Raw genomic sequence first — 20,627 nt, forward strand, 5'->3', positions numbered from 1 at the left:
CATGGCCCTGGTATTCCGCTTCGCCGCGCGGTCCGACGCCGGCGTCGTCCGTTCCAAGAACGACGACTCCGGGTACGCAGGCCGCTTCTTCGCCTGTGTGGCTGACGGCATGGGCGGCCATGCCGGCGGTGACGTCGCCAGCGCCTCCACTGTGCTGGACCTGGCCCATCTGGACACCCGCGGCTTCGCCGAGCCGGACACCGTCCTGCCGGATGAGATCCAGACCGCCAATGCCTTCCTCTCCAAGCTGGTCGAGGCCAACCCCAAGCTGGTCGGGATGGGCACCACCATCACCGCGATCCTCATCACCGAGGACCGTATGCAGTTCGCCCACATCGGGGACTCCCGGGCCTACCGGCTGAAGAAGAGCCGCTTCCGCCAGGTCTCCAAGGACCACACCTTCGTCCAGCGCCTGGTCGATGAGGGACGCCTGGACCCCGACCAGGCCGAGTACCACCCGCATAAGAACGTGCTGATGCGCGTGCTCGGCGACGTGGACGCCTCCCCCGAGCTGGACATCACCTCCTTCCCCGTGGAGGCAGGAGAACGCTGGCTGCTCTGCTCCGACGGCCTGAACGCCGTGGTCTCGGACCGCCTGATCGAGCAGAAGCTGCGCTCCACGCAGTCCCTGGAGTCCATCGTGGACGACCTGGTGGACCTCACCATCGAGGGCGGGGCACCGGACAACGTGACGGTGACCTGCATGGAGGTGGTGGAGGCCGATGAGCAGGACCTGACCCCCGACGACGGCGGCCTGCCGCTCTCCCGCAAGGCTGTGGCCGCGGCCTCAGGCGGCTACGGCGCCATGCCGGAGACCCCCGACGACGACGCCGAGACCGATGCTGAGGCCGACGCCGAGCGGCCGGCCGAGGAGGCCGGCTCGCCGGAGGACACGATGCGCCTGGTCCCGGTGGTCAACCCGGAGGCGCTGTCGGGACACACCCCCGACGACGACGAGCTCTCCCCGCTCTCGGCCGCCATGCTCGGCCAGGACCACGAGGTCCTGCCGCACAGTTTGGTCGGGGCGGCCGCCTCCGCTGCGGAGACCGGCATGATCCCGATGGTGCCGCGCAACGTGGATGAGCACCCGATGGCGGCACTGCTCACCGGCCAGCCGCTGCGCCCGGTCCGCCACACCTACTCCGAGCTGCTGGGCGAATCACCCACCGACGCCGGCGATCAGGAGGCCATCGAACCTGCGCCCCACTCTGAGGCCGAGCCGGCCCCCGAAACCACCACCTTCGATGAGGAGGAGCCCGGTGAGGCCCCCGTCCCCGATCAGGACGCGGATCCGGAACATCTGGAGGATCCCGAGGTCCTGGAGGACTGGGACGAGGACGAGGTCGCCGAGCTGGGCGCCGCCATCGAGGCGCGCCGCCGGCGTCGGGCCTGGTTCCTGCCGACGTTTGTCACGCTTCTGGCGATCCTGATCGCCGTCGTCGCCTCCATCGGCTACATCTGGACCCAGACCCAGTACTACGTGGGAGAGGACGACGGCGAAGTCGCCATCTACAACGGCGTCTCGCAGTCTCTGGGACCGCTGGCGCTCTCCGAGGTGGATGAGCATATGGAGCTGGCCACCGAAGACCTCACGCCGTACCACCGCAGCCGCGTGGCCTCCGGCATCCCGGCCGATGACCGCGCCCACGCTGAGACCATCGTGGAGCAGCTGCGCGACACCGTCGAGGAGGCCGCCGAAGAGGACGACGGCGGCAACGGACAGGCAGGCGGCGCCGGCGAGGATGGCGGCGACTCCGGACAGGAAGACGGCGACGCCGCAGAGGACGAGCACAACGACGACGAGCAGGCGGGTGAGACCAGTGAGTGAGACCGTACAGGCGGCCCCGAAGCCGCGCCGCAACGTCGAGCTGGTGCTGCTGCTCGTCGCTCTGATCATCGGGATCGGGGCCCAGTTCCTGGTGGCGGTGTCCATGGATGAGCCGATCACCGAGGATTACTACATCGAGGGCGCGATCTTCGCGGTCATCGCCCTGGCCTTCCACCTGACGCTGCGCTTCCGCGCGAAGTACGCCGATCCCTTCATCCTGCCCATCGTGATCACGCTCAACGGCCTGGGCATCGCCATGATCCACCGCCTGGACTTCACCGCGAGCTTCGACGGTGCCGCGGACCGCCAGCTGGTGTGGACGGTGGTCTCCATCGGCGCGGCCATCGCGCTGCTGTGGTTCCTGAAGGACCACCGACGACTGCGTCAGCTGACCTATGTCTCGCTGATCGTCAGCGTGCTGCTGCTCTTCCTGCCCATGGTCCCGGGGATCGGCCAGGAGATCTTCGGCGCCCGCGTGTGGGTCAGCATCTTCGGCATGTCCTTCCAGCCCTCAGAGCTCGCCAAGATCACCTTGGCGGTGTTCTTCGCCGGCTACCTCGCCAACAACCGTGACCTGATCCTGCTGGCGGGCAAGAAGGTGGGGCCCTTCACGTTCCCGCGGGTCCAGGACCTGGCGCCGATGGGCGTGGCCTGGGTCGTGGCCCTGGGCGTGCTGATCGTGCAGAACGACCTCGGCAACGCGCTGATGCTCTTCGGCCTGTTCGTCGCGGTGATCTATGTGGCCACCTCCCGGTTCTCCTGGATCGCCATCGGCGGAGTGTTCATCGCCATCGGCGCCGCATTGGCGTACCAGTTCGTGAACCACTTCCGTGAACGTGTGGAGATCTGGCTCAACGCCTTCGACCAGGAGATCTACGAACGTGCCTACGGCGGCTCCCACCAGATGGTCCAAGGCATGTTCGGCCTGGCCAACGGCGGCCTGACCGGCACCGGATTCGGCAACGGCATGCCCACCCAGACGGCCCTGGCGAACTCCGACATGATCATCGCCGCCTTCGGCGAGGAGCTCGGCTTCATCGGCCTCTCCGCGATCCTGGTCCTCTACCTGCTGCTGTTCAGCCGTTACATGCGTGCCGGCATCGGCACCCGCGACCACTTCGGCAAGCTGCTGGCCACCGGCCTGGCCGTGATCCTGGTGCTGCAGGTTTTCGTGGTGGTCGGCGGCATCACCCGAGTCATCCCGATGTCCGGCCTGGTCAGCCCGTTCCTGGCGGCCGGCGGCTCGGCCATCCTGGCCAACTGGCTGATCGTGGCGATCGTGCTGCTGATCTCCCATTCCGCGCGCCGTCCGGTGGTGGTGGGCCCGATGGTCAACACCTCCGGAGCCGAGACCTCCGGCATCGAGGATCGCGGCGGCTCGGCTGAGGACCGGGGCGCCACGCAGGACAGCAGCACAGGCCGCAGCGGCGACGAGGAGACCCAGTTCCAGGAGGCGGTCCGGTGAACAACGCAATCCGTCATACCTGGGTGGTCTCCGTGGCGATGTTCGTGACGCTCTTCGCCGCGCTGAGCATCATCCAGGTCGCTCTCACCGAGGATCTCAACAGCGATCCCAACAACGCCCGGCAGATCTACAACGACCGCGGCGCACCCCGCGGCGCGATCACGGTGGACGGCTCGCCGATCGCTGAATCGGTGCCGGCGGAGAACTCGAACTTCGACTACCAGCGGGTCTATCACGATCCTGAGCTGTACTTCGGCATCACCGGCTTCTATCCGGTGGCCGCCCATCCGACCGGCCTGGAGCGGGAGCTCAACGAATACCTGAGCGGCCACTCGGACAGCCAGTTCTTCGACCGCATGACCTCCCTGTTCACCGGGGAGACCCTGGAGGGCGCCCAGGTGGAGCTCACCCTGGATCCGGACCTGCAGCGCCAGGCCTATGACCTGATCCCCGAGGGCCAGCGCGGCTCCATCGTGGTGCAGGAGGTGGACACCGGCAACATCGTGTCCATGGCCTCGCGCCCCAGCTACGACACCAACGCGCTGGCCACCCACTCCACCGAGGAGTACAACGCCACCATCGCTGAGCTGGAGGACTCCGAGGACGTCAGCCCGTATTACTTCCGGCCGATCAACAGCACCATCGCTCCGGGTTCGGTGTTCAAACTGGTGGACCTGGCGGCCATGCTGGAGTCCGGCGACTACGATCCGGACACCGTCCTGGAGAACCCCAGCGAGCTGGAGCTCCCCGACAGCGACCGGACCCTGCCGAACTTCACCACCGGCATCTGCCATCAGCAGACCGAATCGGACCTGACCTGGATCGTGGCCCAGTCCTGCAACACGCCCTTCGGCGAAGCCGCCATGGACCTGGGTGAGGGCCCGCTGCGCGAGACGGCGGAGGACTTCGGTTGGAACCAGGATCTGGACATCCCGCTGTCCACCTCCACCTCAGCCTTCCCGGAGACCACCTCCCAGGCCGACCTGGTCTACTCCTCGATCGGGCAGGGCAGCGTCACCGCCACTCCGCTGCAGATCAACATGGTCTCCCAGGCCATCGCCAACGGCGGTACCGTGATGCATCCGAACCTGGTCGACTCCATCCGCGGCTCGGACCTGCAGCTGCTGGAGCAGCCGGAGCCGGACGTCCTCGGTGAGGCCGTCTCTGAAGACGTCGCATCAGAGATGACCGAGATGATGGAAGCTGTGGTCCAGGAGGGCACCGGCCAGTCCGCACAGAGCTCCTCCTTCGACATCGCGGCCAAGACCGGCACCGCGGAGACCGGAACCGAGGGCCGGGTCCACACCTGGATCACCGGTTTCGCGCCGGCGGATGATCCGCAGTACGCGGTGACGGTGGTCTACGAGAACATCGACTATGAGACCGGCCACTCCATGACCGGACCCCAGATGCGGCAGATGTTGGAGGCGGTGATCGAGCCATGAGGCCAACTGTGGGCATCACGATGGGCGATCGGTACAAGCTGACCGAACGGATCGCCATCGGCGGCATGGGTGAGGTCTGGAAGGCCAACGATGAGGTCCTGGGCCGCACCGTGGCGATCAAGATCCTCAAGGAGGAGTACACCGGGGATGAGGCGTTCCTGCGCCGCTTCCGCGCTGAGGCGCGCCATACGGCGCTGCTGAACCATCCCGGCATCGCCGACATCTACGACTACGGCGAGCAGGCCGGCTCCGGCTACCTGGTCATGGAGCTGGTCCCCGGGCGCCCGCTCAGCGTGATCCTGGAGAAGGACAAGATCCTCTCCTGGGAGAAGACCCTGAGCATCATCGCCCAGACCGGCCGTGCCCTGCAGGTGGCCCATGATCAGGGCCTGGTCCACCGCGATGTGAAGCCGGGGAACCTGCTGATCACCCCCACCCGACGGGTGAAGATCACCGACTTCGGCATCGCACGCCTGGCCGACCAGGTTCCGCTGACCGCCACCGGGCAGGTCATGGGCACCGTCCAGTACCTCTCTCCGGAGCAGGCCACCGGTCAGCACGCCACCGGGTCCAGCGACATCTACGCGCTGGGGATCATCGGCTATGAGGCCCTCGTGGGCCACCGTCCCTTCACCGGGGAGTCACAGATCGCGATCGCCCTGAAGCAGGTCAACGATCCGCCGCCGGAGCTGCCGGACTCGGTTCCGGAGCCGGTGCGCGCGCTGATCATGTCCATGCTGGCCAAGGACCCCGGCCAGCGTCCGATCAACGCCACGAAGCTGGCCGAGGCCGCCGATGCCCTGCTGCGCCATGACACCGACAGCGCCATCGAGTCGGTGCCCGCACTGCTGAACCACCTGGACCGCCCGGAGAGCGACCAGGACCAGGACGCCACTCAGGTGATCCCCTCAGCCAGCACCGCACCGACTGCCGTCGTCAGCTCAGCCGGCGCCGCCGCGCCGTCGGCGCGCACGCCTGAGCAGCCGAGGGAGGAGCGGGCCGCCTATGCCTCCGCTGCGGACTCCGATGCGGATGCGGACTCCGATGAGGAGAGCACGGGCGGTGGTACGGGAAAATCCGTAGCTTCTGGCGCCGACGAGGCCGCCGGAAGAGGTGAGCACAAGGGTTCCGGCGGCGCATGGAAGTGGCCGCTGCTGACCCTGGTCGTTCTGGTGGCGCTGGCCCTGCTGGGATCCTGGCTGCTGCCGATGCTCACCGCAGGCGATGATGATGATGCGCCCGAGCCCACCCCCACGGTCACCGAGACCTTCACCGCGGAACCGGAGATGGTCAACGTGGTCGAGGCTGAGCTGGTCGGACGCCCTGTGGAGGAGGTCCGGGAGGAGCTCGAGGGCCAGGACCTGACGGTGGAGACCCAGGAGACAGAGTCCACCCAGCCCACCGGGATCGTGCTCGCGGCGGCACCCACCGGAGAGGTCCCGGAGGGCAGCACCATCACTGTGTCCTACTCCACCGGCACCACTGCTCTGGACCCGGATCCCGCGCCCACCCAGGAGCAGGAGGAGGGCCAGGAGGAGGACGAGTCCCCGGCGGAAACTCCTGCGCAGCAGCAGCAGGAGGAGCAGGAGAGTCCTCAGCAGGACGAGGATGATACGCCGACGCCGGCACCCGCTCCGAGCCCCACACCGACACCCGACACGCCCACGCCTGAACCGGAAGAGGACGAGGAAGACGGCCAGAACGGGCAGAATGAAGGCGGGGACGACGGTGACGGGGAGGACGACGAGGATGTGAACGCCGGCTCCCCCTCTCCGACCGCGACGCCGACTGACGACCCCACGGCCAGCGCATTAGGCTGGCAGGGGAGAATGACACGATGACCGACACCGAAGAACGCATCCTCAACAGCCGCTACCGGATCGAATCGCTGATCGGCCGCGGCGGGATGGCGGACGTCTACCTCGGTCATGACCTGTCCCTGGACCGGCAGGTGGCAGTGAAGATGCTGCGCCCAGACCTGGCACGGGACCCCCAGTTCCAAGGCCGCTTCCGCCGCGAAGCGCAGTCTTCGGCCTCGCTGAACCACCGCAACATCGTGGGCGTCTATGACACCGGCCGGGCCGATGTGGAGGACTCGCACCACGACCAGGTCAAGACCCCCTACATCGTCATGGAGTATGTGGACGGCGTGACGCTGCGTCACATCCTCCACGGCACGCCGTCCTCCGAAGACACGGAAGACGTCGACGAAGGCCCCGATGGTGAAGAGACTGTGGTCTCCTCACCGCAGAGGGACGCTGAACTCCGCAGCGCCGAGACCCCACCCCCTCCGCCGCCGCTCTCCCGCCGGGATCAGGGCGGACAGAGCGGCGGCGGCAGCGGTGAGGACGACCCCGACGTTCTGGCCCTGAGCGACACCGGCCGGGTGGATACCGAACACGGCGCCGCCTCCGAAGTCGGTGAGCCGCTGCAGAAGAAGATCGATCAGGCCCTGGGCCGGCCGGTCTCCGAGCAGGATGCCGCCCTCTACATGTCCGGAATCCTGGGGGCCCTGCAGTACAGCCACGACAAGGGCATCGTGCACCGGGACATCAAGCCCTCCAACGTCATGGTCAGCCGGGACGACGAGGTCAAGGTCATGGACTTCGGGATCGCCCGAGCCTTCGCCGACTCCGCCTCCACGATGACCCAGACCTCGGCGGTGGTGGGCACTGCTCAGTACCTCTCCCCCGAGCAGGCCCGCGGCGAAGTGGTGGATCATCGCTCAGATCTCTACTCAGCCGGCTGCGTGCTCTTCGAGCTGCTGACCAACCGTCCGCCCTTCCGCGGTGAGTCCCCGGTCTCCGTGGCCTACCAGCATGTCCGCGAGGAGCCCCCGCAGGTCTCTGACCTGAACCCGATGGTCTCCCCCGCCATGGAGTCAGTGGTCCATAGGGCTCTGACCAAGGACCCGGCGCGGCGCTTCCAGTCCGCCGAAGAGTTCGACGCCGCCCTGCAGAACGCTCTGCACGGGGTCGCTGTGGACGCCGCGGAAGCGCCCACCGGAGCCATCACCGCAGTGGGCGCCGGTTCCCCTACGGGCCGGGACTTCGACGACGTGGTGGGTGCCGGTGCCGCTGGCGTCGGGACTCCGCTGTCTGCTCGCACCCCGGAGGACCCGGACGTCTACGAGCAGCTTGAGGAGTACGAGGAGCAGCCGCGGCGACGTCGCGGCTTGGCGTGGATCTTCTGGCTTCTGCTGCTGATCGTGCTGCTCGGCGGCGGTGCGTGGGCACTGACGCAGATGCTCAGCACCGAAGAGGTGGAGGTCCCAGACGTGGAGGGCATGGAACGCAGCGAGGCGATGTCCGAGCTCTCCGAAGTGAACATCGAGGCTGAGGTCGAGATGGTCACCCATGACGAGATCGAAGATGAGCACGCCGTCGGCACGGATCCGGAGGCGGGCTCCACAGTGGACACGGGTTCCCAGGTGACTCTGCATATCTCCTCCGGTCCTGACGAGATCACCGTTCCGGACGGGCTGCAGGGCGAGACTGAGGAGTCGGTGCGTGAAGCCCTGGAGGACGTGGGGCTCGAGGTCGGTGAGATCTCCGAGGAGAATCACGCCGAAGTCCCCGAAGGTTCCCTGGTCAGCACAGACCCGGAGGCCGGGACCAGCGTCCCTGCCGGCTCGGACGTGGATCTTGTCCTCTCGACGGGCCTGCTCACCTTCCCCGGCGTCTTCGGCTCCTGGCATTGGGAGGCGACAGAGACCCTTCAAGCACAGGGCCTGACGGTACAGATCGACTGGCAGGAGACCACCAGCCACGAGGAGGGCCGTGTGATCGGCCAGTCCGTGGACGGACAGTCGGTCCAGGCCGGCGATGTCGTCCCGCAGGGCTCCACCGTGGTCCTTGCCGTCGCTTATGAGCCCGAGGAAGAGGCCGGTGAGGATGACGAGGACGAAGACACTGACGACGAAGATGCCGACGAGGGTGGCGGCGGAGGCGACGGCGGAAACGGCGGAGACGACGGCGGCGGTGACGGTGATGGCGGAGCCCAGGACGAAGACACCGACGAAGGCGACGGCGGAAACGGTAACGGCAACAACGGCGGCAACGGCAACGGCGGCAATGGCGACGACGACGGCGGAGACGAGAACTCGGACGACGAGGATACCGACGAGGGCGACAGCGGAAACGGAAACGGTAACGGTAACGGCGGAAACGGGAATGGCAACGGCGGCAATGGCAACGGTAACGACGATGAGTAGTCGTCAGCCTCTTCCCGCGCGCTGAGCCTGCTGCTCATAGTTGAGGGCCCGGAGGAACTTTCCTCCGGGCCCTCAACTATGAGCAACGATCAGAGCCTCGTGATGGCTGGAACGGTCACTTCCAACGCATCGTCATGAAGAAGCCCACCATCGCAATGCCGAAGCCGATGCCCACGTTCCAGTTGCCGACGGCGCGGATCGGGATCAGGCCGCTGCTGATATAGAAGACGATGATCCACAGCAGGCCGAGCAGCAGCAGTCCGAACATCGTGGCGCGGTACCACGTAGGAAGACTGTCATCTTCGAGCTCGAGGTCGTCGAGGCTGACCGGGTCGGCGTCGCTCAGCGGGGACGCGGTCCTCTCCTCCTGCGCGGAGGAACGGTCCTTCCGGCTGCGCTTATTGCTCCCGCGGTTCCTGCGATTCTTGGACTCTGGCACAGTGCTGACTCGTTCCGTTCGGTATCCTTGATCTGTGCGCCATTCTAACGGTTCTACCCGCTCCAGTCGTCCGCGGGGGAAGAGCGTCGCCACTCGCCTTCTCGGCGGCATCGGCGAAATCTTCATCACTCTGGGCGTCCTCGGGCTGCTCTTCGTGGCCTGGGAGCTCTGGTGGACCGGCCTGGGCGCTGACCGGGAGCGCCAAGAGGCGCAGGATGACTTCTACTCCGGCCTCGACCTCCAAGCCGCCCCTGAGGAGGGCGGAGCTGAGTCCGCCTCAGATTCCTCCCCCGACTTCGAGGTCTGCTACACCCTGGAGGACGGCACTGAGATCGGCTGCGCTCCGCAGATGGAGGCCGCTGCAGACGCCGGCGAGGTCATGGGGATGCTCTACGCGCCGCGACTGGGTGACGAGTGGGCTGCGCCCATCCGCCACGGCGTCGGGCCTGAACAGCTGGACACCGGCGGTGTGGGGCACTATCCGGACACCCAGATGGTCGACGAGGTCGGGAACTTCGCGCTGGCCGGACACCGTCAGACCTATGGCGACATGCTCGGTGATCAGCATCTGCTCCAGGACGGTGACCCGCTCTATGTGGTCTCCGGGGACGGCATCTACAGCTATGAGATCTACGAATCCCATGTGGTGGATCCGCACCAGACCGAGATGATCGCCCCGGTGCCCAACGACCTGGAGGCTGAGCCGGAGACCGGGCATCTGACGCTGACCACCTGTCATCCGATGTACTCCAACACGGAGCGGCTGATCACCCATGCGGAGGTCGTGGACTTCCAGCCGTGGGGCGGAGACGTTCCTGAGGACATCTCGCATCACTTCGACGACGCCGACGCCCTGGCAGGAGCCCGCTGATGTACGCCTGGTTCTTCAACACCGTGCTGCCGGGGCCGCTGTGGTTCCGGATCATTCTGGCCCTGCTGCTGGTGGCCGGTATCGTGTTTCTGCTGATGGAGTTCGCCTTCCCGTGGCTGAGCCAGTTCAGCCCGTTCAACGACTCCACCCTCGAAGGGACCTGAGAGAGATCATGACCGCACGCATCCTGGTGATCGACAACTACGACAGCTTCGTCTACACGCTGGTCGGTTATCTGCGGGAGCTGGGCGCCGAGGCCACGGTCATCCGCAACGACGACCACACGGTCGAGGAAGCGGTGGAGCTGGCCCAGCAGCACGACGGCGTCCTCATCTCCCCCGGCCCCGGCGCGCCTCATGAGGCCGGCGTCTCCGTGGCGCTGACCACGTGGTGCGCCGAGGCGAAGGAACCGATGCTGGGCGTCTGCCTGGGCCATCAGGGGCTCGGTGAGGCCTTCGGGGCCACCGTCACCCATGCCGAGCAGCTGATGCACGGCAAGACCTCCGAGGTGACCCACACCGGTCACGAGTCCTTCGCCGGACTGCCGGAGACCTTCGTAGCCACCCGCTACCACTCCCTGACCGTGGACCCGGAGACGGTCCCGGAGGTCCTGGAGGTCACGGCGACGACCGCCGACGGCGTCATCATGGGCCTGGCCCACCGGACCGCGCCGCTGTGGGGCATGCAGTACCACCCGGAGTCGGTGCTGACCGAGGGCGGCTACCGGATGCTGGGCAACTGGCTGGAGTCGCTGGGCCAGAAGGGCGCCGCTGAGAAGGCCGCCGATCTGAACCCCATCCGCTGAGGCCTGACCCTGCAGGACATGCCCGCAGCGGTCTACCGCGGCCGCTTGGCCGCCGTCGTGCGCGCCTGCTCCGTGAGGGTGTCGTCGATCCGCTCCGCCACGGCCTCCGGCGAGAGATCCTCACCGAAGCGACGCTGCAGGGCGGTGCTGATCAGGAAGTCGGCCACGGCCGGGTTCTTCGGCAGCATCGAGCCGTGGAGGTAGCTGCCCACCACGTTCTTATACCGGGCACCCTCGTGGTCGTCCTGCTCGTTGTTGCCCTCACCCTTGGTGACGGTGCCCAGCGGGCGCACACCGGAGCCCAGGTAGGTCTGGCCGGAGTGGTTCTCGTAGCCGATGATCTCCCCGAACTCCTCTGAGCGCGCCACCACATTGCCGATCAGTCGGTTATCGGTGCCGCGGGTGGTGACATCCAGAGCGCCGATGCCCTCGATCCGCTGTCCCTCGCGGGTCTCGAAGGAGTGGCCGAAGAGCTGATACAGCCCACAGATCATCAGCATGGGGACCCCGTCCTCCACCATGGAGCGCAGCCGCTCCCCCTGCTGCAGCAGATCGGCGTGGATCTTGTCCTGGCCGCTGTCCTGCCCGCCGCCACCGATGATGATGTCCACCTGCTCGGGGAACTCATCGCCGGGGTCATAGGTGTGCATGACCGGCTCATAGCCCAGCCACTCCAGTCGACGCTGGACCACCAGCGCGTTGCCGTAGTCGCCGTAGATGTTCATATCGCGCGGGTAGAGCTGCAGGACGTGGACCTGTCGGTCTTCTCGTCCCCCGCCATGTCCGCCGGCGCCGGGCGTCTGCTCAGCTGAGTTCTGGGCGCTCATGCGAAGGCCTCCACTTCGGTGTATTCGCTCAGGTGCTTCCGCAGGGCGAGCATGGCGGTGTACGTGCAGAAGACGCGTTTGGGCTTCTCAGGCTCCGCCGCGATGAACTCGTCCAGCGCCTTCTTCAGGTCCGGCTCCACGGCGTCGAAGGGGACGGCGTCGTACTTCAGCCGCAGCGCCATGTCATAGGCACGCACGCCGGTCACCCTCGTCACCCCCTGCGCCCGCAGGCTCTCGAAGGAGACGTCCCACAGCCAGGACATGTCGCGGCCGTCGGCGTAGTTGTCATTGATGGCGATCATCGTGGAGACCCCCTCAGCGCTGAAGGAGCTCAGGCCCAGGCGGAAGCCGCTGGGGTTCTTCACCAGCACCAGGTCCAGAGGTTGGCCGTTGACCTGCAGGCTCTCCCCGCGCCCGAAGGCCGGCGAGACCCGGCTGAGCGCGTCGATCAGCGCCTCCTGGTCCACGCTCTCCCCCAGCGCCTGGCGCACCACAGCCAGCGCAGCCGCCGAGTTGAAGGTGTTGTAGGCGCCGTTGACGGTCAGCTGAGTGCTGACCTGTTCGCCACCGATGCGGTAGGTGCCCCCGTCGTCGGTGAGCTCCTCCAGCACGACGCCGGCCTCCGGCAGATCTGCGGCCTGGTTCGCCCCACTCTGGTGGAGATCATCGTCGCTGGGGAAGTGGCTGCGCAGCTGCTGGCTCAGCCCGAAGAAGCTGACCTCCTGGTCCTCCAGGGAATCAGCGATGGCTCGCACCCGGGCGTCCTCACGGTTCAGAGTCACGCCGTCGGTGGTGTGCTGAGCGATCGTGCGCAGCAGGCCCGCAGTGGTGTCGATCTCGCCGAAGCGGTCCAACTGATCACGCATGACGTTGAGCAGCAGCGAGTAGTTGGGCCGGACGGCCTTCACAAAGTGCACTGCGTGAGCCTCATCCAGCTCAAGGACCGCGATGTCGGCGTCGAGCTTGCCGCTCAGAGACACCTCGCCCAGGATGGAGGCGACCACCCCGCGGGTGAAGTTGCTGCCCGAACGGTTGGTGAAGACCTTCAGCCCCTGACCCTCCAGGAGCTCCACCACCATCTTGGTGGTGGTGGTCTTGCCGTTGGTTCCGCTGACCACGATGACCCCGCGCGGCAGCCGCCTGAGGGTGCGCGCCAGGAAGTTCTTGTCGAGCTTCTCCACCACCAGGCCCGGGAAGGCCGAGCCTCCCCCGCCGCGGATCCTGCTGATTCCGCGCGCGGCCTTGCCGATCAGTACCGAAAGCATGGGTTCAACGGTATCGCAGGCTTCTGAGGGCAGAAGAAAAGGACCCGCAGGGTGCGGGTCCTTTTCTCCTGACGCGGGAGCGACGACGTCTCAGGTAGCCGGCTTGGGCTCCGGGACGTTCTTGCTCTTGGCTTCCTCCGCCGGCTGGGCGTTGACGTTCGCAGTGCCGTTCTTGGGCTCTGCGGCCGGCGTCTCAGCGGGCTTGGCCGCCGTGGACTTCGCCGGAGTCGGTGCGGAGACCGGCTCGGGCTTCTTCCACGGGTCCTCCACCGGCTGAGAGGCGCGCCACGCGGCGACACCGGCCGTCACACCAGCAGCGACCAGACCGAAGATCAGCAGGCCCTTCTTGCGGGACTTGGACTTCTGCTGCTTCTTCAGAGCCTTGGAAGCGTCCTTGGCGTACTGCTCGGACTGCTTGCGCAGCTTCTTGACGATCTTCTTATCGCCGGTGGCCTTGATCAGAGCCTTCTCCACACGGGGATCGACCTCAGCCTTGTGGATCAGCTTGGCCGTCCTGTCCGCGTAGCCGCCGAGCTTGGCGCTGGCGGCGGGCACGACCTCGTTCTTCACCCGCGTCTGAGTGTGCTCATACTTCTTGCGGGCCTTCTCCACCTCAGCTTTGGCGCCCTTGGGCAGCTTGTCGTACTGAGCCGCCACGCCGTCACCTGCCAGGGAGGAGAGCTGCTTGATCTTCTCGCCAGCCACAGATGCACCGTCACTCACCGCGCCGAAGGCACGGGAAGAGGCATCTTGAACCTTCGGAGCGTTCGTGCGGTAGGCGCCTTCCGCCCAGTCGGCGGCCGCGCCCAGCTTGGGGGCAGTCCAGTCGCGGGCGGTGTCGACGCCGGCAAGCACTTTGTGCTCCCAACTGTGGCTCGGTTTCTTCTTCTTACCGAACATGCGTGTCCTCCGAATCAGGATCGTTTGCTCTCCTTAGCCTACGTCTTATGCCCCCTCACCTGCTATGGCACGCCGAGCTGTATTGCATCGGAGCTCTCCACCAGCGGCGTCGGGGGTTCTGGTGAGGCTGTTCCCGCCCGACGTCGGATCCCGCCCGGCGTCGGATCCCGCCCGGCGTCGGATCCCGCCCGGCGTCGGATCCCGCCCGGCGTCGCATCGTGCCCGGCGTCGGAGGAGGTCTCGTGGAAGAATGGCAGCTATGACTGCTATCGCAACGCATCAGGCAACGATCAAGACCAACCAGGGCGACATCGTCGTCGAGCTCTACGGCAACCACGCTCCCAAGACTGTGGAGAACTTCGTGGGCCTGGCCACCGGCTCCATCACCTGGAAGCACCCGGAGACCGGCGAGGAGAAGGTGAACACTCCCCTCTACGACGGCACGGTCTTCCACCGCATCATCAAGGACTTCATGATCCAGGGCGGCGACCCGCTCGGCCTGGGCGTGGGCGGCCCCGGCTACCAGTTCGGCGACGAGATCCACCCCGAGCTGGACTTCACCGAGCCGCATAAGCTCGCGATGGCCAACGCCGGCCCGGGCACCAACGGTTCCCAGTTCTTCATCACCTCGGTGCCCACCACCTGGCTGCAGGGCAAGCACACCATCTTCGGTGCGGTGAAGGACGAGGAGTCCAAGAAGGTCGTGGACGCGCTGAACTCGGTCAAGACCGACATGCGCGACCGTCCCGCAGAGGACGTGGTCATCTCGACCATCGAGATCACCGAGCTGTGACACTCCCTCTGTGAACACCTGCGCGAACCACCCGGACAGGCCGGCCCACATCCAGTGCCAACGCTGTGATCGGCCGGTCTGTCCGCAGTGTCAGCAGCAGGCCGCAGTGGGCTTCCACTGCCCCCAATGCGTCCAGGAGGCCCGACGACGCCGGCCCGCCTCCCGCACGCAGTTCGGCGCACCGGTCCGCGCCGACCAGCGGCCGCTGGTCACCTGGACCGTGATCGGACTCTGCGTGGTGCTCTATGCGCTGCAGATCCTCCCCCAGTACCTGGGCGCCGCCGGTGCACGGCTGCCCGATCTCACGCAATACTTCTCCTACGCACCACTGCACACCTCTGAGCACCCGCTCTACCCCGTGGAGCTCTGGCGCATGCTCACCTCAGCGCTGGTGCATTCACCGTCGAACGCCGCACACCTGCTCTTCAACATGGTGGCGCTGTGGTTCATCGGACGTGTGCTGGAGCCGGCGATCGGTCGGTGGCGCTACATCGCCCTGCTGGTGCTCTCTGCCTTGGGCGGCTCTGTGGCGGTCATGTATCTCAGCGACCCGACGGTCCCCACGCTGGGCGCCTCCGGAGCGGTGTTCGGGCTCTTCGGCGCCCTGTTCGTCCTGCTGCGTGCCTCCGGCAGCCAGAGCGGCGGCGTGATCGTCCTGGTGGGCATCAACATGCTGATCAGCTTCACCGTGCCGAACATCTCCTGGCAGGGCCACCTCGGCGGGCTCGTGGTCGGCCTGCTGTGCGCACTGGTCATCGCGAAGGTCCCCCGCGGGAAGAACCGCTCTCTGCTGCAGGGCCTCGGCCTGGGCGCCGTCTTCCTGGCCCTGGTCGCGCTGATCGCAGTGGGCATCCCCCTGGTGGACATCTACGGCTCCTGAACGGGTCTGGGCGATGGGCCGATCTGAACTATGAAGACTGAGCGCTGAAGACTGAGCGCTGAGTGCCTCTCCCCCGCCATCCTGAGTCTCTGACGCCGCAGCCTTGGGCCTCTGTCACCGCAGCCTTGATCAGATACGCGCGGTATTCCGCTGAAATCCAGGCCGATAGCGCGCGCATCTGATCAAGCCTTCGCTCCTGCACCACGGGCAACAGACCTCGCCGTGGAGGCTTCAGCAGACTCCGGTGCCTGGCGAGCCCATAGCCGCCTTCCAGGCGACGGTATCTGCGGACGCCCGTCCGCACTCTTCCACGTCGCCGCCGGACGACCAGCCCTCCCATCTGCTGTGCAGTCTCCTCCTCTGACCCCTCTCGGCCACAGGGCCGGGCCGCGGCGACGGTGATCGCCCTGGCTCAGCGCTGGGGGCAAGTCATTGGTCCGCAGGAGCCCCGTACCGTTTTCCCCAGGGTTTATCCACAGTGTGGATAAACAACACATGTGTGTTTCCCAAGGTCAGAGCGATTTCCACAGGTAACTGTGGACTTAAGGGGGTTCTGGGGATAACAAGGTGTGTAGAACTGTGGAGCTTATTCACAGGGGGTCGCCGCGGGTCTACGAGCGTAGATCTGCCGTCTTCTCAGTTGGTGTCACAGGGCAAGGCTCGTGCCCGCCGTGCGGCGGGGCGTCATGCGGCGCTGTGCGCGGCTAAGCAGCGGGACTGTGCCGTGCGGGGCGGTGCCCCGCCGGGACAGGCCGCCGAGGGCGCCGTCGGGACGCCCGGCGTCGGACTGCGGTATGCAGGACTGCGGCCGGTCCCGCTGCGTTGTTTGGGCGAAGAGTTGCCGTCTCAGGCCCCAGAAGCCGCTGAGACGGCAACTCTTCGCCCAAACAACGGGGGTTGGGGAGCGCTAGAGGGGCAGCGGGGAGGAGGGGCTGTGAGCGGCTCTCAGGCTCCGCACACGTACCTCCTGCGGCGTAACAGCCCACACCTTCATCGAGGTCCCCTCTTCAGGCATATCCCGACGCTCAGGAGGCGCTCTCAGGAAGCTGATATCCCTGAAACGCGGACGCCGATGCAGGGAGGGGAAGAGAAAGGCGCCAGATACAAAGAAGGACCTGCTCCACGGGGGAGCAGGTCCTTCTTTCTTCTCTGTGGAGCCTAGGAGACTCGAACTCCTGACATCCTGCTTGCAAAGCAGGCGCTCTACCAACTGAGCTAAGGCCCCGTGAGGTATTCATTCTAGACCGTGTCAGTCGCCTGAGACCAAATTCCTCGGGTCTCTTCCGCCTTCCGCCATTCGCGGTAGGCCAGAATTCCGGCGACTGTCAGAGCAGCCATGGCGAGACGCTTCATGCTTCTCCCTCCACAGGCTGCCTGTCGGTCGTGGGCGTACGAGGACTTGAACCTCGGACCTCATCGTTATCAGCGATGCGCTCTAACCGCCTGAGCTATACGCCCTCATACCTCTTCAAGGAGTGCCGCGCCTCAGCGCGACCCCTAAACATTACACCGACTGTTCACCCATCAGCAAATCGAGCTCTCAGAACAGCTCAGTCGTCGGTCAGGGTGACACCGATGCCGCCCACCAGGGAGGCCGAGAGGTTGTAGAGCACTGCCCCGAGCATGGAGAGCACGGTCAGCAGCACCACGTTGATCACCGCGATGATCGTGGCGAAGGAGGCGATCTGCCCCAGCGTCACCATCTCTTCAACGCGGAAGCCGTCATCGCCCTCAGTGCCGAGGACCTGGCCGAGCAGGTCGTTGATCTGGGCGAAGATACCGGTCAGATCCATGACGGACCACACCATCACCGCGCAGACCACTGTCATGATGCCCAGCGCCACGGAGAGCAGGAAGCTCATCTTCAGCACGGACCAGGGGTCCACCTTGGAGACCAGCAGCCGGGCCTTGCGGACCTTCGCCTTCGGCGTCGGACGCACCAATCCCTGCTGGGACCGTCCTCCGGGCCGGGCGCCGCCCTGGGGACGCGAGGCGCCGGCTTTGGGGCGCGGGCGCGGAGGCTGCCCGCCCGCCGATTTATCCGCACCTGCGGAGGCCTTGCTCGCCGACGCCGCGTCCTGCCCGCCCTTGGCGGCGGCAGGAGCCTGTCCGCCCTGTGCGCGCGGCCGAGGAGCCGGGAAACGGGTCTTCTGACCGGACCCGGAGGACTTACCCTCGGGCTTCTCTGCGCCGTTCTTCGCGCTCACTGATGACCTCCATCAGACTCGTCCGACTCAGGAGCCTGCTCGGTGCTGGCTTGATCAGAGTCCAACGCTACTGCATCTGCCTGATCAGCGCCCTCAGGTTCGCTGGGTGCGGCATCAGCCGTCACCGCATCGTTACCGTCCTCGGCGGCATCCTCGCCCTCGTTCTCACCGGTCGCGGCCAGAACGGCACCCGAGCTGCGGGCGACCTTGATGATGCGGTCCTTCTTCCGAGGCTTGGCGAAGATCACGCCCATCGTGTCGCGGCCCTTGGACGGCACGCCCTCCACGGCGGAGCGCACAACGTTGCCGGACTCCATGACCACCAGCACCTCGTCGTCGTCCTCGACCACCATGGCCCCGACCAGGTCGCCGCGGTCCTCGACCAGCTTGCCGACCTTGATGCCCAGGCCGCCGCGGCCCTGCACGCGGTACTCGTCCACATGGGAGCGCTTGGCGTAGCCGCCCTCGGTCACCACGAAGACATAGGAGTTCTCGGTGACCACATCAGCGGTGAGCAGCTCATCGTCCTCGCGGAACTTCATGCCGGTGACACCGGAGGTGGCGCGACCCATGGGCCGCAGCGCGTCATCGGTGGCGGTGAACCGCAGCGACTGTCCCTTCCGGGAGACCAGCATGAGATCGTCCTCGGCGGAGACCAGCTTGGCCGAGACCAGCTCGTCCTCCTCACGCAGGTTGATGGCGATGACGCCGGCCTGGCGCGGAGTGTCATAGTCGGTGAGCTTGGTCTTCTTCACCAGGCCGGACTTGGTGGCCAGCACCAGGTAGGGCGCGTCCTCATAGCTGCGCAGCGGCAGCACCCCGGCGATGTGCTCATCGGGCTGGAAGGCCACGATGTTGGCGACATGCTGCCCCTTGGAATCGCGGCCGGACTCCATGAGGTCATAGCACTTGGTCCGGTAGACGCGTCCCAGGTTTGTGAAGAACAGGATCCAGTGGTGGGTGGTGGTCACGAAGAAGTGCTCGACGACGTCGTCGGCGCGTAGCTGCGCACCGCGCACTCCCTTCCCGCCGCGTCCCTGGGCCCGGTAGTTGTCGATCTTGGTGCGCTTGACGTAGCCGTCACGGGTGATCGAGACGACCACATCCTCTTCGGGGATGAGGTCCTCCATGGACATGTCCCCGTCATAGCCGCGCACGATGTGGGTGCGCCGCTCGTCGCCGTGCTTCTCGACGATGCCCTCGAGCTCCTCGCCGACGATCTCACGCTGACGGTCCTCAGAGGCGAGGATCTCCTTATAGCCGGCGATCAGGCGCATCAGCTCGTCGTACTCCTCCTGGAGCTTCTGGCGCTCCAGGGCGGCGAGCTTTCGCAGCTGCATGTCCAGGATCGCCTGAGCCTGGTCGTCGTCGATGTCCAGCAGGGCCTTCAGGTTCTGCCGGGCGACCTCCACTGTGGAGGACTCGCGGATCGTGGAGATCACACGGTCCAGGTCGTCCAGGGCCTTGAGCAGGCCGACCTTGATGTGAGCCTCCCGCTCAGCCTTCTCCAGGCGGAACTGGGTGCGTCGGACGATCACATCGATCTGGTGCATCACCCAGTGGTGGACGAAGGCGTCCAGGGACAGGGTGCGCGGCACCCCGTCCACCAGGGCCAGCATGTTCGCGGAGAAGTTCTCCTGCAGCTGGGTGTGCTTATAGAGGTTGTTGAGCACCACCTTCGCGACGGCGTCGCGCTTGAGGATGATGACCAGGCGCTGTCCGGTGCGGCCGGAGGACTCATCGCGCAGATCGGCGATGCCGCTGACCTTGCCGTCCTTGACCAGCTCTGCGACCTTGACCGCCAGGCGGTCCGGGTTGGCGTGGTACGGCAGCTCGGTGACCACCAGGCAGGTGCGGCCCTGGATCTCCTCGACGTTGACCACCGCACGCATGGTGATGGAGCCGCGACCGGTGCGGTAGGTCTCTTCGATGCCCCGGGTGCCCAGGATCTGCGCCCCGGTGGGGAAGTCGGGCCCCTTGATCCGTTCCAGCAGCGCCTCCAGCAGCTCCTCGCGGCTGGCCTGCGGGTTCTTCAGGTACCACTGGACGCCGTCGGCGACTTCGCGCAGGTTGTGCGGCGGGATGTTGGTGGCCATCCCGACGGCGATGCCGGAGCTTCCGTTGACCAGCAGGTTCGGGAAGCGGGCCGGCAGGACCACCGGCTCCTGCTGCTTGCCGTCGTAGTTGTCCTGGAAGTCGACGGTGTTCTCGTTGATGTCCCGGACCATCTCCATGGCCAGCGGGGCCATCTTGGTCTCGGTGTACCGCGGGGCCGCGGGGCCGTCGTCGCCGGGGTTGCCGAAGTTGCCCTGCCCGGCGGCCAGCGGATACCGCATGACCCAGTCCTGGATGAGGCGGGCCAGAGCGTCATAGATCGCTGAGTCGCCGTGGGGGTGATAGTTGCCCATCACGTCGCCGACCACGCGGGCGCACTTGTTGAAGGAGCGCTCCGGGCGGTAGCCGCCGTCGTACATCGCGTAGAGCACTCGACGGTGCACCGGCTTCAGGCCGTCGCGGACATCCGGCAGCGCACGGCCGACGATCACGGCCATCGCGTAGTCCAGGTAGGACCGCTTCATCTCGGTCTGCAGGTCGACCTGGCTGATCCGGTCGCGCAGGGGCGCCTCGACGGTCCCTTCGACAGGCAGGTCCTGGTTCTCGTTGTTCTCAGTCACGTAGGGATCTCCTG

17 protein-coding genes and 2 tRNA genes are annotated in these 20,627 nt (G+C 66.4%); 10 read left to right on the plus strand and 9 right to left on the minus strand.

The annotated features are described in order from the left end of the window. The first annotated feature begins 1 nt into the window (after position 1). The 5 genes from JOF45_RS11660 to JOF45_RS13535 are packed head-to-tail and all read left to right on the plus strand — an operon-like array spanning position 2 to position 8,951. Positions 2 to 1,828: a protein phosphatase 2C domain-containing protein gene (locus tag JOF45_RS11660; protein ID WP_210050290.1), complete on the plus strand. Its 1,827-nt coding sequence runs from the start codon at positions 2 to 4 to the stop codon at positions 1,826 to 1,828. Continuing rightward, positions 1,821 to 3,293: an FtsW/RodA/SpoVE family cell cycle protein gene (locus tag JOF45_RS11665; protein ID WP_342591484.1), complete on the plus strand. Its 1,473-nt coding sequence runs from the start codon at positions 1,821 to 1,823 to the stop codon at positions 3,291 to 3,293. The genes JOF45_RS11660 and JOF45_RS11665 overlap by 8 nt, the downstream gene beginning before the upstream one ends. Next, positions 3,290 to 4,738, plus strand: a complete 1,449-nt coding sequence (locus JOF45_RS11670; RefSeq protein ID WP_210050296.1) for a penicillin-binding transpeptidase domain-containing protein — start codon at positions 3,290 to 3,292, stop codon at positions 4,736 to 4,738. Before JOF45_RS11665 ends, JOF45_RS11670 begins: the two co-directional genes overlap by 4 nt. After that, the gene (locus JOF45_RS11675) at positions 4,735 to 6,579 is read left to right on the plus strand and encodes a protein kinase domain-containing protein (protein ID WP_210050299.1); all 1,845 of its coding nucleotides are present in this window, start codon (positions 4,735 to 4,737) and stop codon (positions 6,577 to 6,579) included. Before JOF45_RS11670 ends, JOF45_RS11675 begins: the two co-directional genes overlap by 4 nt. Next, positions 6,576 to 8,951: a protein kinase domain-containing protein gene (locus tag JOF45_RS13535; protein WP_210050311.1), complete on the plus strand. Its 2,376-nt coding sequence runs from the start codon at positions 6,576 to 6,578 to the stop codon at positions 8,949 to 8,951. The genes JOF45_RS11675 and JOF45_RS13535 overlap by 4 nt, the downstream gene beginning before the upstream one ends. Before the next feature lie 115 nt (positions 8,952 to 9,066). On the opposite strand, the gene JOF45_RS11685 is transcribed toward JOF45_RS13535, so the two are convergent. Continuing rightward, positions 9,067 to 9,390, minus strand: a complete 324-nt coding sequence (locus JOF45_RS11685; RefSeq protein ID WP_342591485.1) for a cell division protein CrgA — start codon at positions 9,388 to 9,390, stop codon at positions 9,067 to 9,069. 34 nt (positions 9,391 to 9,424) lie between these two features. On the opposite strand from JOF45_RS11685, the gene JOF45_RS11690 reads away from it, so the two are divergent. From JOF45_RS11690 to JOF45_RS11700, 3 genes are read left to right on the plus strand one after another with little or no spacing between them, the layout of a single operon-like run. Then, positions 9,425 to 10,261, plus strand: coding sequence for a class E sortase (locus JOF45_RS11690; protein WP_210050313.1), 837 nt, complete (start codon positions 9,425 to 9,427; stop codon positions 10,259 to 10,261). Next, the gene (locus tag JOF45_RS11695) at positions 10,261 to 10,425 is read left to right on the plus strand and encodes a hypothetical protein (protein ID WP_210050315.1); all 165 of its coding nucleotides are present in this window, start codon (positions 10,261 to 10,263) and stop codon (positions 10,423 to 10,425) included. Before JOF45_RS11690 ends, JOF45_RS11695 begins: the two co-directional genes overlap by 1 nt. A 5-nt stretch (positions 10,426 to 10,430) precedes the next feature. Continuing rightward, positions 10,431 to 11,066, plus strand: a complete 636-nt coding sequence (locus JOF45_RS11700) for an anthranilate synthase component II (RefSeq protein WP_210051467.1) — start codon at positions 10,431 to 10,433, stop codon at positions 11,064 to 11,066. 32 nt (positions 11,067 to 11,098) lie between these two features. Here JOF45_RS11700 and JOF45_RS11705 read toward each other — a convergent pair whose 3' ends face one another. From JOF45_RS11705 to JOF45_RS11715, 3 genes are all read right to left on the minus strand, one after another. Beyond that, entirely contained in the window at positions 11,099 to 11,893 is a 795-nt protein-coding gene (locus JOF45_RS11705) for a type 1 glutamine amidotransferase (protein ID WP_210050318.1), read from the minus strand. Next, positions 11,890 to 13,158: a Mur ligase family protein gene (locus JOF45_RS11710; RefSeq protein WP_210050325.1), complete on the minus strand. Its 1,269-nt coding sequence runs from the start codon at positions 13,156 to 13,158 to the stop codon at positions 11,890 to 11,892. Before JOF45_RS11710 ends, JOF45_RS11705 begins: the two co-directional genes overlap by 4 nt. A gap of 90 nt (positions 13,159 to 13,248) precedes the next feature. Next, positions 13,249 to 14,058 carry a hypothetical protein gene (locus JOF45_RS11715; protein ID WP_210050333.1) on the minus strand — a complete coding sequence of 270 codons (810 nt, stop codon included), beginning with the start codon at positions 14,056 to 14,058 and terminating at the stop codon, positions 13,249 to 13,251. Positions 14,059 to 14,317: 259 nt separating this feature from the next. On the opposite strand from JOF45_RS11715, the gene JOF45_RS11720 reads away from it, so the two are divergent. Both JOF45_RS11720 and JOF45_RS13680 read left to right on the plus strand, forming a co-directional pair. Further along, positions 14,318 to 14,851: a peptidylprolyl isomerase gene (locus tag JOF45_RS11720; RefSeq protein WP_210050336.1), complete on the plus strand. Its 534-nt coding sequence runs from the start codon at positions 14,318 to 14,320 to the stop codon at positions 14,849 to 14,851. A 10-nt stretch (positions 14,852 to 14,861) separates the two neighbouring features. Beyond that, the gene (locus JOF45_RS13680; RefSeq protein WP_210050339.1) at positions 14,862 to 15,731 is read left to right on the plus strand and encodes a rhomboid family intramembrane serine protease; all 870 of its coding nucleotides are present in this window, start codon (positions 14,862 to 14,864) and stop codon (positions 15,729 to 15,731) included. Positions 15,732 to 16,883: 1,152 nt separating this feature from the next. Here JOF45_RS13680 and JOF45_RS11730 read toward each other — a convergent pair. The 5 genes from JOF45_RS11730 to gyrA all read right to left on the minus strand — a co-directional run bounded on the left by JOF45_RS11730 (position 16,884) and on the right by gyrA (position 20,613). Beyond that, positions 16,884 to 16,956, minus strand: a tRNA-Ala gene (locus JOF45_RS11730). A gap of 14 nt (positions 16,957 to 16,970) precedes the next feature. Further along, complete coding sequence (locus JOF45_RS13795) at positions 16,971 to 17,084, minus strand: DLW-39 family protein (protein ID WP_210050348.1); 114 nt, start codon at positions 17,082 to 17,084, stop codon at positions 16,971 to 16,973. Between the two features lie 31 nt (positions 17,085 to 17,115). Beyond that, positions 17,116 to 17,189 (minus strand) — tRNA-Ile (locus tag JOF45_RS11740). Between the two features lie 92 nt (positions 17,190 to 17,281). Further along, positions 17,282 to 17,938 carry a DUF3566 domain-containing protein gene (locus JOF45_RS13685; protein WP_210050351.1) on the minus strand — a complete coding sequence of 219 codons (657 nt, stop codon included), beginning with the start codon at positions 17,936 to 17,938 and terminating at the stop codon, positions 17,282 to 17,284. Further along, positions 17,935 to 20,613 carry a DNA gyrase subunit A gene (gene gyrA / locus JOF45_RS11750; RefSeq protein WP_210050360.1) on the minus strand — a complete coding sequence of 893 codons (2,679 nt, stop codon included), beginning with the start codon at positions 20,611 to 20,613 and terminating at the stop codon, positions 17,935 to 17,937. Before gyrA ends, JOF45_RS13685 begins: the two co-directional genes overlap by 4 nt. Positions 20,614 to 20,627: the final 14 nt, after the last annotated feature.

Source organism: Nesterenkonia lacusekhoensis (genome assembly GCF_017876395.1).
GTDB lineage: Bacteria > Actinomycetota > Actinomycetes > Actinomycetales > Micrococcaceae > Nesterenkonia > Nesterenkonia lacusekhoensis.